This is a genomic window from Microbulbifer pacificus (genome assembly GCF_002959965.1).
GTDB classification, from domain to species: domain Bacteria; phylum Pseudomonadota; class Gammaproteobacteria; order Pseudomonadales; family Cellvibrionaceae; genus Microbulbifer; species Microbulbifer pacificus_A.
The window spans coordinates 836,138-849,524 of sequence record NZ_PREV01000026.1; the positions used below are offsets into that span (position 1 = coordinate 836,138).

12 protein-coding genes are annotated in these 13,387 nt (G+C 58.2%); 6 read left to right on the top strand and 6 right to left on the bottom strand.

From position 1 onward, the window contains the following. Position 1 precedes the first annotated feature (1 nt). On the bottom strand, positions 2 to 1,408 hold the full coding sequence (locus C3938_RS04010) for a mannose-1-phosphate guanylyltransferase/mannose-6-phosphate isomerase (protein ID WP_105103214.1): 1,407 nt from the start codon (positions 1,406 to 1,408) through the stop codon (positions 2 to 4). Positions 1,409 to 1,572: 164 nt separating this feature from the next. On the opposite strand from C3938_RS04010, the gene uvrA reads away from it, so the two are divergent. The 6 genes from uvrA (at position 1,573) to C3938_RS04040 (ending at position 9,937) form a co-directional block, all read left to right on the top strand. Next, positions 1,573 to 4,398 (top strand): excinuclease ABC subunit UvrA, encoded by a 2,826-nt coding sequence (gene uvrA, locus C3938_RS04015; RefSeq protein WP_105101940.1) that lies wholly within the window; start codon positions 1,573 to 1,575, stop codon positions 4,396 to 4,398. 55 nt (positions 4,399 to 4,453) lie between these two features. After that, positions 4,454 to 5,689, top strand: a complete 1,236-nt coding sequence (locus C3938_RS04020) for an Nramp family divalent metal transporter (RefSeq protein ID WP_105101941.1) — start codon at positions 4,454 to 4,456, stop codon at positions 5,687 to 5,689. Between the two features lie 22 nt (positions 5,690 to 5,711). Beyond that, entirely contained in the window at positions 5,712 to 6,470 is a 759-nt protein-coding gene (gene pxpA / locus C3938_RS04025; RefSeq protein ID WP_105101942.1) for a 5-oxoprolinase subunit PxpA, read from the top strand. After that, positions 6,467 to 7,240 (top strand): 5-oxoprolinase subunit PxpB, encoded by a 774-nt coding sequence (gene pxpB, locus C3938_RS04030; RefSeq protein ID WP_105101943.1) that lies wholly within the window; start codon positions 6,467 to 6,469, stop codon positions 7,238 to 7,240. Before pxpA ends, pxpB begins: the two co-directional genes overlap by 4 nt. Continuing rightward, positions 7,237 to 8,181: a biotin-dependent carboxyltransferase family protein gene (locus tag C3938_RS04035; protein WP_158681554.1), complete on the top strand. Its 945-nt coding sequence runs from the start codon at positions 7,237 to 7,239 to the stop codon at positions 8,179 to 8,181. The genes pxpB and C3938_RS04035 overlap by 4 nt, the downstream gene beginning before the upstream one ends. Positions 8,182 to 8,494: 313 nt before the next feature. Continuing rightward, the gene (locus tag C3938_RS04040) at positions 8,495 to 9,937 is read left to right on the top strand and encodes a pectinacetylesterase family protein (protein WP_233998638.1); all 1,443 of its coding nucleotides are present in this window, start codon (positions 8,495 to 8,497) and stop codon (positions 9,935 to 9,937) included. A gap of 61 nt (positions 9,938 to 9,998) precedes the next feature. On the opposite strand, the gene C3938_RS04045 is transcribed toward C3938_RS04040, so the two are convergent. From C3938_RS04045 to rpsD, 5 genes are all read right to left on the bottom strand, one after another. Further along, positions 9,999 to 10,634, bottom strand: coding sequence for a hypothetical protein (locus tag C3938_RS04045; protein ID WP_105101945.1), 636 nt, complete (start codon positions 10,632 to 10,634; stop codon positions 9,999 to 10,001). A gap of 162 nt (positions 10,635 to 10,796) precedes the next feature. Beyond that, positions 10,797 to 11,054 carry a DUF1315 family protein gene (locus C3938_RS04050; RefSeq protein WP_105101946.1) on the bottom strand — a complete coding sequence of 86 codons (258 nt, stop codon included), beginning with the start codon at positions 11,052 to 11,054 and terminating at the stop codon, positions 10,797 to 10,799. 137 nt (positions 11,055 to 11,191) lie between these two features. Beyond that, complete coding sequence (gene rplQ / locus C3938_RS04055; protein WP_105101947.1) at positions 11,192 to 11,584, bottom strand: 50S ribosomal protein L17; 393 nt, start codon at positions 11,582 to 11,584, stop codon at positions 11,192 to 11,194. 122 nt (positions 11,585 to 11,706) lie between these two features. Next, positions 11,707 to 12,711 (bottom strand): DNA-directed RNA polymerase subunit alpha, encoded by a 1,005-nt coding sequence (locus C3938_RS04060; protein WP_105101948.1) that lies wholly within the window; start codon positions 12,709 to 12,711, stop codon positions 11,707 to 11,709. Positions 12,712 to 12,756: 45 nt separating this feature from the next. Continuing rightward, positions 12,757 to 13,377 carry a 30S ribosomal protein S4 gene (gene rpsD, locus C3938_RS04065; RefSeq protein WP_105101949.1) on the bottom strand — a complete coding sequence of 207 codons (621 nt, stop codon included), beginning with the start codon at positions 13,375 to 13,377 and terminating at the stop codon, positions 12,757 to 12,759. Positions 13,378 to 13,387: the final 10 nt, after the last annotated feature.

The window sequence follows — 13,387 nt, forward strand, 5'->3', positions numbered from 1 at the left end:
GTCAATTACGCCCGTATTTGTCCTCGAAGCGGACGATATCGTCCTCACCGAGATAACTGCCGGACTGCACCTCGATCAGCTCCAGCGGGATGGCACCCGGGTTCTCAAGGCGGTGCACCACACCCAGGGGAATGAAAGTGGACTCGTTCTCGGTCAGCAGCAGCTGGTCGTCCCCGCGGGTCACCTTCGCGGTGCCGCGCACCACAATCCAGTGCTCGGCGCGGTGGTGGTGCATCTGCAGGGACAGCTGGCAGCCGGGCTTGACCACGATGCGTTTCACCTGGAAGCGCGGGCCGGCATCAATGGAGTCGTAGTAACCCCAGGGGCGGAACACCTTGCGGTGGGTTTCCGCCTCACTGCGCTCGCTCTGCTTGAGGCGCTGCACCAGTTTCTTTACATCCTGCACGCGACTCTTGTGGGCGACCATCAACGCATCGTCGGTATCGACCACCACCAGGTCCTGCACCCCGAGAATACCCACAAGGCGATCACCGCCGTGCACCAGGCAGCCGCTGGCGTCCTCCGCCAGCACGTCACCGCGCAGCAGGTTGTCGTTCTCATCCCGATCCGCCAGCTCCCACAGCGCGGACCAGGAGCCTACATCACTCCAGCCCGCCTGCATCGGTATCACGGCGGCAGATTCGGTTTTTTCCATCACCGCGTAGTCCACGGAATCCGCCGGGCAGCGGCCGAAGGCTTCGGCATCGATACGGGTGAAATCCAGATCGCGGGCGGCACCGCTCAGCGCGGCGCGGCAGGCATCGAGCATCGCCGGATGGTGCTGTGCCAGCTCTTCCAGATAGCGTGAGGCGCGGAACAGGAACATACCGCTGTTCCAGTTGTACTCGCCACTGGCCAGATACTGCTCGGCAGTGGCGAGATCGGGCTTTTCCACAAACTCCGCCACCTTCCAGCCGCCCTCCAGCGCATCGCCGCTGCGAATATAGCCGTAACCGGTCTCGGCGCACGTCGGTACGATACCGAAGGTGACCAGCAGGCCATCCTCCGCCAGTTTCTTCGCCGAGTTCACCGCCTGCTGGAAGGCCGCGGTGTCCGCCACCACATGATCCGCTGGCAGCACCAGCAGCAGTGGGTCCTGCCCGTTCTCTACCGCGCTCAGTGCCGCCAGCGCAATGGCCGGGGCGGTATTGCGGGCGCACGGTTCCAGCAGGATGGACTGGGCCGCGCGCCCCACTTCCTGCAACTGTTCAGCGGCGGCAAAGCGGTGGGCCTCATTGCACACCAGGATCGGCGCTTCCACATGCGGCAGGCCGTCCAGCCTCAGGGCCGTGGCCTGTAACATGGTCTGGTTGCCGGCGAGGGAGAGGAACTGCTTGGGATAGGCTTCGCGGGACAGCGGCCACAGGCGCGACCCGGTACCACCGCAGAGAATGACGGGGATCATGATTTCCGTATCCACACTGGGTTATTCACTGGAAATGGGATTGGCTGGCATTTTGGCACAATCGCCCCTCGGATTATACTTGACCGTTTTCTCCCGCCGGGTCCCTGAACCGGGCACTTTCACCGCAAAAAACGCACACGAAACCAGACAGCAAAACAGGACACCGAGTGGACACGATTTACGTCAGAGGTGCGCGCACCCACAACCTGAAGAATATCGATCTGGATATTCCCCGCGACAAGCTGATCGTGATTACCGGGCTGTCCGGCTCCGGTAAGTCCTCACTCGCGTTCGACACCCTCTACGCCGAGGGCCAGCGCCGCTATGTGGAGTCCCTCTCTACCTACGCGCGTCAGTTCCTGTCGATGATGGAAAAGCCGGATGTGGACACGGTGGAGGGGCTGTCGCCGGCCATCTCCATCGAGCAAAAATCCACCTCCCACAACCCCCGCTCCACCGTGGGCACCATCACCGAGATTTACGACTACCTGCGCCTGCTGTTCGCCCGCGTGGGTGAGCCGCGCTGCCCGGACCACCACGAGCCGCTGCAGGCGCAGACCGTCAGCCAGATGGTGGATCAGGTGCTGGCGCTGCCCGAGGGCACCAGGATCATGCTGCTGGCACCGGTGGTGCGCGACCGCAAGGGCGAGCACTTGCATGTGTTCGAACAGCTGCGCCGCGATGGCTTTGTGCGCGCGCGTATCGACGGCACCGTGTGCGACCTCGACGACACCCCGAAGCTCGACAAGCGCAAGAAGCACACGGTGGAAGTGGTGGTGGACCGCTTCAAGGTGCGCGACGACCTGCAGCTGCGTTTGGCGGAGTCCTTTGAGACAGCGCTCAACCTGACCGACGGTATCGCCTCCATCAGTTTTATGGATGGGGAAAAGGAAGACCACCTGTTTTCCGCCCGCCACGCCTGCCCGGTATGTGATTACTCACTGGACGAACTGGAGCCTCGCCTGTTCTCGTTCAACAATCCGGCGGGGGCCTGTCCCGGTTGCGACGGTCTCGGAGTGAAGCAGTTCTTCGACGAAGACAAGGTCATCCTCGACCCGGAGAGCAGTATCTCCGAGGGCGCCATCCGCGGCTGGGACCGGCGCAACATCTACTACTACCACATGCTTACCTCCCTGGCGGAGCACTACGGTTTCGATATCGACAAACCGTGGCAGAAGCTGGCGAAAAAATACCGCGAAGTCATTCTGCACGGCAGCGGCGATACCCCCGTCGATTTCAGCTATGTGAACGACCGCGGCGACGTCACCATTCGCCGGCACACCTTCGAGGGCATCATCCCCAATTTCCAGCGCCGCTACCGCGACACCGAGTCCCAGAGCGTGCGCGAGGAACTGGCCAAGTATCTGAGCACCCAGAAATGTCCCGAATGTGAGGGCACCCGCCTGCGCCGCGAGGCGCGCAACGTATTTGTGGACGACCGCACCCTGGCGCAGATCACCGAACTGCCGGTGGGCGATGCATTTGACTACTTCGCCAACCAGCTGCAATTCCAGGGCGCGCAGAAAGAGATTGCCGACAAGATCCTCAAGGAGCTGCGCGACCGTTTCCGCTTCCTGGTAGATGTCGGGCTCAACTACCTGACCCTGAACCGCAGCGCCGAAACCCTGTCTGGCGGCGAGGCCCAGCGCATTCGTCTGGCCAGCCAGATCGGCGCCGGTCTCGTGGGTGTGATGTATATTCTCGACGAGCCCTCCATCGGACTGCACCAGCGCGACAACGAGCGCCTGCTGAACACCCTCACCCACCTGCGGGATATCGGCAACACCGTGATCGTGGTGGAGCACGATGAGGATGCGATCCGTGCGGCGGACTTCCTGATTGACATCGGCCCCGGCGCTGGCGTACACGGTGGTGAAGTGGTCGCCGCCGGCACCCACGAGCAGGTGGCCGGTTGCGAGCGCTCACTTACCGGCCAGTACCTGTCCGGCAAGAAGCAGATAGCTATACCGGAAAAACGTATCAAGGCCGGCGACAAGTATCTGCGCATCGAGGGCGCCACTGGCAACAACCTGAAAGACGTCACGCTGGAAATCCCGGTGGGACTCTTTACCTGTGTCACCGGTGTATCCGGCTCCGGTAAATCCACTCTGATCAACACCACCCTGTATCCGCTCGCCGCCACCGCGCTGAACAAGGCCACCACGCTGAAGGCATCGCCGCACAAGGCCATCAAGGGGCTCGAACATTTCGACAAGTGTGTCGACATCGACCAGAGCCCCATCGGCCGCACCCCGCGCTCCAACCCCGCCACCTACACCGGTATTTTTACGCCGATCCGCGAACTGTTTTCCGGCACCCAGGAAGCCCGCTCCCGCGGCTACAAACCGGGCCGCTTCAGCTTCAACGTGAAGGGCGGCCGCTGTGAGGCCTGTCAGGGCGACGGCGTGATCAAGGTGGAAATGCATTTCCTGCCGGACATTTACGTGCCCTGCGACACCTGCAAGGGCAAGCGCTACAACCGCGAAACCCTCGAGGTGCAGTACAAAGGCAAGAGCATCCACGAGGTACTGGAAATGACCGTGGAAGATGCGCGGGAGTTTTTTGATCCGGTGCCGGCCATTGCCAAGAAGCTGCAGACGCTGATGGATGTGGGCCTCTCCTACATCAAGCTCGGTCAGGCGGCGACGACCCTCTCCGGTGGTGAAGCCCAGCGGGTGAAGCTGTCCCGCGAGCTGTCCAAGCGGGATACCGGCCAGACCCTGTACATTCTCGACGAGCCCACCACCGGGCTGCACTTTGCCGACATCCAGTTGCTGCTGGATGTGCTGCACCGCCTGCGCGACCACGGCAATACCATCGTGGTGATCGAGCACAATCTGGACGTGATCAAAACCGCCGACTGGATCGTGGATCTCGGTCCCGAAGGCGGCTCCGGCGGCGGCGAGATCATCGCCAGCGGAACCCCGGAACAGGTGGCAAAAATCAAAGCCTCCCACACCGGGCGCTTCCTGAAGTCGATGCTGAAGAAGTAGCGGCGCGAAGCCCGGCGCCGGCCCCCTTCGAAAAGAAACCTCAGCGGCGGGAACCATGACAAAAACAAGACATTCCCTGAGTATCGGCCCCGCTGCCATGGTGGCAGCGGCATTCATCGGCCCCGGCACCGTAATCACCGCCGGTCTTGCGGGCGCCAATTACGGTTATACCCTGCTGTGGGCGCTGCTGTTTGCCACGGCTGCCAGCATCATCCTTCAGGAAATGGCAGCGCGCCTCGGGATCGTCACCGGCCGCGGGCTGGGTGAAAATATTCGCCAGTCCCTGCACAACCCGCTGACGCGCTGGCCGGCCATGCTGCTGGTGATCGGCGCCATTGTGGTTGGCAATGCCGCCTACGAGGGAGGCAACCTCGCGGGGGCCAGCGCCGGATTGAAACTGCTCACCGGCGGAACCGCCGCTGCGGTGGAGGGTGGCCGCACCTTCTGGCCCATCGCGGTCGGCCTGCTTGCCGCGGCGTTGCTATGGAGCGGTAACTACAAAGTCATCGAGCGGGTGCTGATCGGGCTGGTGGCACTAATGAGCCTCGCCTTTCTCCTCACCTTTGTCATCACCCGTCCGGATCTGGGCGCACTCACACAGGGACTCCTGATGCCCTCGGTACCGAGTGGTGCAACCCTCACGGTGATTGCGCTGATCGGGACCACCGTGGTGCCTTACAATTTGTTCCTGCACAGTTCCAGCGTCAGCCAGAAGTGGCGCACGCCGGATCAGTTACCACTCGCACGCCGGGACATACTGATCTCCATTCCCGTGGGCGGGCTGATCTCCATTGCCATTGCCTCCACCGCTGCCGCGGCGTTTTTCAGCCATCAACTGAAGTTGAACAACGCTGCAGAAATGGCGCGTGCACTGGAGCCTCTGTTTGGAAAGAGCGCGCGCTGGTGTATGGGAGTAGGGCTGTTTGCCGCAGGAATTTCTTCCGCACTGACGGCCCCCCTGGCATCCGCCTACGCCCTTTGCGGAATACTCGACAAGTCCACAGATCTCAAGGCACCGCCGATACGCGCTATCTGGCTCAGTATCATTGTCATCGGCGCGATTATGGCTACCCAGGGAATTCGCCCGATACAGCTTATCTGGTTTGCCCAGATCGCAAATGGTCTGTTGCTGCCGATAGTTACCGGCTTTCTGCTGTGGGCCATGAATAGCCGGCGACTGGGAGCCCACCGCAATTCCCGCACACAGAATGCCCTGGGGCTGCTGGTGCTGCTGACGACGGTTCTGCTGGGCGGGCGCAGTCTGGCAACAGCATTGGGCTGGATCGGATGACCAGCAACATGGAAGAGCGAACGTGAACACACCACATATCGACATCAACTGTGATCTCGGCGAAGGCAAATCCGTCGCTGACTGCGAGCGAGACGCAACGATGATGCCGTTCATTTCCCGCTGCAATATTGCCTGCGGCGGCCACGCCGGCAACAACACCACGATGCGACTGTCCGTTGGCCATGCAAAACGGAACCGCCTCGCCATTGGCGCCCACCCGGGCTACCCGGATCGGGAGAATTTCGGCCGCATCTCACTGGCGATGGAGCGCACCGCGCTGCTTGCGAGCATAAGAGAGCAGATCAGAGCGCTAGCGGGGATCGCCGCGGAGCAACAAATCGAGCTCACCCATATCAAATTGCACGGCGCGCTCTACAACGACGCGGAAGCCGATACACAGCTGGCGGAAGATCTCGTCGCGCTGATTGTACGAGAATTTCCCAGTCTCCAGATTCTCGGCCTCGCCAATGCCGCCATGGAGCGTGCGGCTCAGAAATTCCGCCAGCCTTTTTTGCGTGAAGGATTTATGGACCGACGCTACCTCAATGATCATCAGCTGTCGCCGCGCACACAACCTGGCGCACTCATCGATGATTTTGATCAGTGTCTGGATCAGGTGATGGCGCTGATTCACGGTTCTCCATTTCGCTCCATAGACGACGAACTCCTGCTGTTTCATGTCGACAGTATCTGCTTGCACGGCGACACACCGGGAGCCCATTCCATTGCGCGCAACCTGCACCAGCACCTGCAACTTTCCGGCATTCAGATTCGCGCATGAACGATCGTGTTGAGTTACAGCCGAATGGCGATAGTGCACTGGACATTCGCTTTCACGAGCTGGTCTCCGCAACACTGAGCGAATTCATTATCGCTCTGGCGCAGGTAATTGAAGACGCGTCACTTGTTGCCGTCACTGAGCTGGTACCCGCCTACCAGTGCCTCACAGTCTGCTTCGACCCGTTGCGGCTTACCTGCGATGCACACGGGGCACCAGACCTGCCCGCTTTCCAGGAAACACTGAGAAAGCTGGTTGAAGAAACGCAGATACAACCCTCTTCTGCCCAGAGAGCGCGAATGCTCATCAGGATACCGGTCTGTTACGACATGGAGTTTGCAACGGACATGGATACTCTGTGCACTTATAGCGGTCTCACTGCAGCAGAGATCATCGCTCGACACACGGCACCCCGGTACCTGGTGCATATGCTTGGCTTTACACCGGGATTTCTGTATCTCGGTGGGCTGGACCCGATGCTTCACTGCCCCCGCAAACAACGTCCGGAGTTGCGGGTACCCGCCGGCTCAGTGGGAATCGGCGGTAGCCAGACGGGCATATATCCGCAGGCCACACCGGGAGGCTGGCACATCATCGGCCGTACACCACTGGCGCTGTTCCGCCCACATCAAAAACCTTCGTTCATCGCGCGGCCATTGGACGGTATCCAGTTTACCCCTATTTCCAGAGAGCAGTTTGCGGCGATAGATCCTCTCAGCCCACCGGAACAAATATTGCTGAATGCCCGCGATGCGAAGGAACTCCGACGGTGAACCTGCATTTCATTCAGCCCGGATTGCAGACCAGCATTCAGGATGGCGGGCGCCCGGGCATGCTGCGCTGGGGTGTGCCCCGCGGCGGCGCCGCGGACACCTTTGCGATGGCACTCGCCAATCTGCTCCTCACCAATGCGCCAACGCATCCCTGCATAGAAGTCGCACTAACCGGCCCGGAAATAGAATTTTCCGGCGATCTCTCGATTGCCATCACCGGCGCTCACTTCGATCTCCGGCACAATGGTGACCTGGTACCAAACAACGTGGTACTTCAGATGAAAGCCGGTGATCGACTGCAGTTTGGCGTTTTGCATTCCGGTGCACGCGCCTACATTGCCCTGGCAGCAGAGATGGAGCTGCCCACGGTTCTCGACAGCCACGCCACCCATCTCGTCTCGGCTTTCGGCGGTTACTGTGGACGCGCCATACGCGCCGGTGACCGCATTACACTGCAACGCTGCCGGCGAGAGCCAAAGCGGGAGCTGCCGCCGGGGTATCGCCTGAACTATCGTGCGCGACCACTGCTCCGCGTAGTGCCGGGTTGCGAAGTCAGGTATTTTCCTGCGGCGGCGATTAATGCCTTTCAGCGCGGAGATTTCAGAGTTTCATCCCAGAGTGATCGCATGGGGATACGCCTCACCGGCGAGCCCCTATCAAGCAAGGATGTATGTCAGGTAATCTCGTCCGGTCTATGCCCCGGCACCGTGCAGGTTCCCCCCAACGGTTTGCCCATTATCAGTTTTGTGGAGGGACAGACCATTGGCGGTTATCCGCGTATTGCTCATATCATCAGTGCTGATCTGCACCGACTGGGACAACTTCAGGCCAACAGTCCATTAAATTTTGAGATGGTCGACCTGGGGAGTGCACATAAAGTTCTGCAAAAGAAATCCCAACTGTTAGTGCGACTGAAAGATTTACTGCAACGCCGCCGATAAAAATACAGACGGCTCCTTACTCGCTAAAAATAAGTCACAAAACAAATTCCACTCAGGTCTCTGAATCACGAAGAGAAAAATGCCAGAAAATTAAATACACGCCTGACTGGTACGTCTATGTTGACCATGGAGTTTTGCTCAGGAAATTTTGTAGACTGGCACGATCGTAACAACTAATCTGTTCCGCGCATTTGCAAAAACGCAGGACATCGTCCCGCAGTATTGTCGATAGGGCAGCAGTGCAGTTCTTGATCCTGAATTACGACAGTGACGTCGTCCTGTAATTTCCAACTCTGGATACAGGGGATTCACAATGATAAGAAGTATCCGCACTTGCTTTATCGCGATGATGTTTGCTGCAGCAGGCAGCGCTCATGCCGAACCTGGTGACTACGGTTTTTGGACGACCCTCGGTAATCTGATTTCACCACCGAGTGCCAACAATCCAGTGACCGCAGGTCAGACCCAGGGAATGTACCCACTCACTCCCGACAATCCCTCATTCAATGACGGATTTGATCCGGGAGACTACAACAGCTGGCAAAAGGTCGACGTCCCCATCAGCAGTGGCGCCATGTGTGGCAACGGCTCACCCTTCAAATTTTTTGTGTACCGGGTACCCGATACCAGCAATACACTGTTTTACTTTGAAGGCGGCGGTGCCTGCTGGGATTACGAAAGCTGTTCCGGGCAGGCGGGGATTCGCGGAGCGCGCAACCCAAATGGCATTCCGGATAATTATGTCCAGAACATCAACCTACTGGATTTCCAGAATTCCTCCAATCTCGCCACCGCAGCCGTATCACCGCTGATTTATACCCACCACCCCTACAACCAATTCAAAACCGGTGAATGGAATCTCGTCTATGTGCCCTACTGCACGGGCGATATCTACGTCGGTGACAAGACCGAAATTTACGAAGATCCAACCGGCCAGAACCCGGACCTGGTCTGGCATCACAACGGGTTGCGTAATGTACAGTCCGTGGTTTCCTGGGTGAAAAACAATTTGCAGAAACCCAAACAGATGGTGGCGGCCGGCTGCAGTGCCGGCAGTATCGGCGCGTTGCTGAACTATTCGAAACTGCGTCAGGATATGGCCGTGGATTACGGTTATCTCATCGACGATTCCGGTCCACTGTATAAGGCGCCCCTCAACAGTAACGATATAGACAGCTATCCATCGGCACCGCTGCACAATGAAGTGCTGAGCTCCTGGACGAGCTTCACACCCGGCGATACGACGGCCGTCAACCCCATCAACATGCTGGCGAGTATTACGCCCGGATTCGACCGCAATGAACTGGCCAGCCTGTACTCGGGGCTTTCCGCGAAATTTCCAGGGGACCGGCTGGGGATGACGCATTTCCTCGCCGATGGCAATTTCTCATCCTATTCCTATGAGCGCTTTCATCCAGACATTTACAACGATCCGGACGCGGACTCCCGTCTCAACAAGCTGAGACAGAAATGGCAACACGATACCCATAACAACCTGATTCCATTGCTGGAGCAGACACCGAACTGGAGTTACTACTTCCCGATGTATCGAAATTTCAATGAAAGCCACTGCACCACCATACTCGATCTCGAATATGGTGAAATCGCCGAGCACGGCCTTGTACTGAGGGATTTCCTGAATAATGTCGTCAATTATCAGGGCGGCGCCCCCATGCGCGCCTATGAGTCAGACCAGGTTTCCGATTTTGAAAACAACAACAACTGGTTCTACGACCTGGTAGGTGGCCTGCTGTAACGCGACTCCATAAATAAAAAGCCCCCGGGGTTACGGGGGCTTTTTTTTGGCGTAGCGGAATTCAGGAGCCGTAGGCCTGCTCTCTCGCCTCCTGCAGACGCTTGCGCAGGTACTCGTCACGGCTCATACCATCGGGAAAGCGATCCAACGCACGGACTTCCGCAACAATCTTCCGCTCCAGTGCCTTGTATTCCGCGAAGCCGGGTACGTCCTGATAGGGATCATATGCGTCCACGCTGTGCTGTGTACGCTGCCGGTACTCATCCAGAAGGCTCTCCGCGGCAGCGTTGAATGTCGCTTTGTCCACACTGGTTTGCTCAAGCCACCTCAGTTTCAGCGCCAACACCTCATAGGCCAGCATACCGCCGTCGCGCTCAATCTCGTCGATCAGCTTCCACGCGGCTTCCGCATTGTCGTAACTTTCCAGATCAGAGAAATACGCCTGCAGCGATTCCTTGCGCGCTTCGCGCTCCAGGTATCGTCGCACGTTCGGATGTGACATCACCGCATCCAGCGACGGAGTTTGGTTGTCGCCAGCATCTGGAGTATGGGGATCCGTATGAGATTCAGTTGCAGTAGTATCAGGATACTGAGCGCCGGGTAAGACATCAGATTTCTGGTCTGGGTGCAGATAAGTGGCAATCGCGGCACCGAGAACAAGACATGTGGCGACCGCGGACGGCAGCAGTTTTTTCATTGTGCCTCCATTATTGTTATTCAGCGTCACAGTGTATCTGGGTCGCCAAGCACTTCGAATGGCAGACCAACAGTAAAGGAGGCGGGAGCCGCCAAGATTCGCGGCCAAACAGTCAGATTTTCCATCCGTACAACGAGCGGAAGTAATCCGGCATCGCTGCTCTCAGGACTTCACCCAGGTAACAGGTTCGTGGTCGTGCTTGTCTGCGCAGGGAGTAGCCTTTGGCGGAACATAACCCACACGTTCGGCTGGCGCTGAGTGTTTCTGCTCCCAGTAGGCTACCGCTTCTGCGCACAGCAGCTTTTGCTGCGCCGACAACGCGACACCATTCGGCCACTTACCCAGCTCGATCGCGCGCTTCAGGCTGCCGATAATTTGCGGGTTGAGAATCTGCAGCAGTTCATCCAAAGACTGGAACATTGGTACTACCGTTAGAAATACTTGCTTAAAAAATACTTATGTCGAAATCTTGCCCCGGATAAAAAGAAAGCCGGTCAATGACCGGCTTTCCTTCACTCGGCACATATAATGTACCGATCAACCTAAAGCGCAGAGCCTCAGGCTTCCGCAGCCTCTACGGCTTCGCCCGCAACCGGACGATCCACCAGCTCTACGTAAGCCATCGGAGCCTTGTCGCCAGCGCGGAAGCCGCATTTCAGAATGCGGATGTATCCGCCCGGGCGGGCTTCGTAACGGGGACCCAGCTCGTCAAACAGCTTGCGCACAGCATCCTTGTCACGGATACGGGCAAAAGCCAGACGACGATTGGCAACACTGTCTTTCTTGGCCAGGGTGATCAGCGGCTCGGCAACGCGACGCAGCTCCTTGGCTTTCGGCAGTGTGGTTTTGATCAGTTCGTGCTCTACCAGAGAAGCGGTCATGTTCTTGAACATGGCCTTACGGTGAGAGCTGGTACGACTGAATTTACGGCCACTATAGCGATGACGCATAACTCAATTCCTCACGACTTTCATTGCTTTCTCAGCAAGTCGTCTGGGAGTGGTGATGGCCTGCGGCTTACACCACTCGGTTTTTCTTCACAAGGGCGGGCAGTACCCGCGCCACAAATGCTTTACAGGGAGCTCAGCTTGCTGTCGCCCTTGAGGCTGGCCGGCGGCCAGTTCTCGAGGCGCATACCCAGGGACAGACCACGAGAAGCCAGAACATCCTTGATCTCGGTCAGGGACTTCTTGCCCAGGTTCGGGGTCTTCAGCAGTTCTACTTCGGTACGCTGAATCAGGTCGCCGATGTAGTAGATGTTTTCCGCTTTCAGACAGTTTGCCGAACGCACGGTCAGTTCCAGGTCGTCTACCGGACGCAGCAGCACCGGATCAACTTCCTCTTCCTTCGCTTCCGGCTGGGAGTCTTTCTCGCCTTCCAGGTCCACAAATACTGCCAGCTGTTGCTGCAGAATGGTGGCGGCGCGGCGGATCGCCTCTTCCGGATCCAGAGTACCGTTGGTCTCCAGGTCCAGAACCAGCTTGTCCAGGTCGGTGCGCTGCTCAACACGCGCGGACTCCACGCTGTAAGAAACGCGACGAACCGGGCCGAAGGAGGCATCCAGCTGCAGGCGACCGATGGAGCGGGTCTCATCCTCGTCTTCGCGACGGGCGTCGGCGGGCTGATAGCCGCGGCCGCGCGCAACGGTCAGACGCAGATTGAGCTGCACATCGCCGGTAATGTTGGCAATAACATGCTCGGGGTTCACGATTTCGATGTCGTGATCCACCTGAATGTCGCCAGCGGTTACCGGGCCCGGGCCCTTCTTGCTCAGACTCAGCACTGCCTGGTCCTTGCCGTGCATCACCACCGCAATTTCCTTCAGGTTGAGCAGGATTTCAATTACATCTTCCTGCACACCTTCAATTGCACTGTACTCATGCTCAACACCGTCGATTTCCACTTCGGTGACGGCGCAGCCGGGCATGGAGGACAGCAGGATGCGGCGCAGTGCGTTGCCGAGAGTGTGGCCGAAACCACGCTCCAGCGGTTCCAGAACCACTTTGGCGTGGTTCTGGTTGTACTCGGTGACGTCAATACGACGAGGTGTCAAAAACTCGTTGACAGCAGTCTGCATAGCCATACCTGTATTACAGTTTTATTCCTTAAATGGAACAGAGCCTTACTTGGAGTAGAGTTCCACGATAAGGTTTTCATTGATTTCTGCCGGCAGATCGACACGGTCCGGAACACGCTTGAAGGTACCTTCCAGCTTGCTCGCGTTCACGTCTACCCACTCAACGTCACCACGCTGTGCAGCGAGGGCAACGGAGTTCTGGATGCGCATCTGCTTTTTGGCCTTCTCGCGAATGGAAATGACATCACCTTCCTTCACTTGGTAAGAAGGGATGTTCACAGTAGTGCCATTCACCAGGATCGCCTTGTGAGCCACCAGCTGACGTGCTTCGGAGCGGGTGGAGCCGAAGCCCATGCGGTAAACCACGTTGTCCAGACGTTTTTCAAGGAGTTGCAGCAGGTTTTCACCAGTTGCCCCTTTCAGGCGCGCCGCTTCCTTATAGTAGTTGCTGAACTGCTTTTCCAGCACACCGTAGATACGACGTACTTTTTGCTTTTCACGCAGCTGAACGCCGTAGTCGGACAGGCGACCGCGACCGGCGCCATGAACGCCAGGCTTGGTTTCCGCGCGGCACTTTGACTCGTGCGGGCGAACGCCGGATTTCAGCTGAAGATCGGTACCTTCCCGGCGGGAAAGTTTACATTTTGGTCCAATATAACGTGCCATTTCGTCAACC